Annotated in this window: 1 protein-coding gene; it reads right to left on the bottom strand. The window is 62.4% G+C overall.

Annotated elements, in window-relative coordinates; all coding sequences use genetic code 11:
* Nucleotides 1–595 (bottom strand): sodium/proton-translocating pyrophosphatase (locus AC1DIX_RS27550; RefSeq protein ID WP_477328500.1); only part of this gene is annotated, 595 nt, incomplete at both ends.

The following is a 595-nucleotide window of genomic DNA, read 5'->3' as shown; positions in this document are numbered from 1 at the left end:
AGCCATGCCTGCGCAGTCACCGACATTGTCGCCGACGTTATCGGCGATCGTGGCCGGGTTGCGCGGATCATCTTCCGGAATACCCGCTTCCACTTTACCGACGAGGTCGCCGCCGACGTCGGCACCCTTGGTGAAGATGCCGCCGCCCAGACGGGCGAAGATCGAGATCAGCGATGCACCGAAGCCGAGCGACACAAGCGCATCGATGACCTCGCGCGATCCGGATTCGTGACCGAGAATGCCTGTCAGGACGTAATAATAGATCGACACGCCGAGCAGCGCGAGACCGGCAACGAGCATACCCGTGATGGCGCCGGACTTGAAGGCGATATCGAGGCCAGCCGCGAGGCTGTGGGAGGCGGCCTGAGCCGTGCGCACGTTGGCGCGGACGGAAACGTGCATGCCGATGAAACCGGCAGCGCCTGAAAGCACGGCGCCGATCAGAAAGCCGATCGCGGCCGTCCCGGAGAGAAGCAGCCATGCTGCAATGAAAACAACGATACCGACGACCGAAATCGCCTTGTACTGACGCGTGAGATAGGCCTGTGCGCCCTCGCGGATATAGCCCGCGATTTCTTGCATGCGGCTATTACCC

The sequence above is a fragment of the Massilia sp. 05N420 genome, from assembly GCF_056397205.1.
This window is presented reverse-complemented; position numbering and strand designations above follow the sequence as displayed.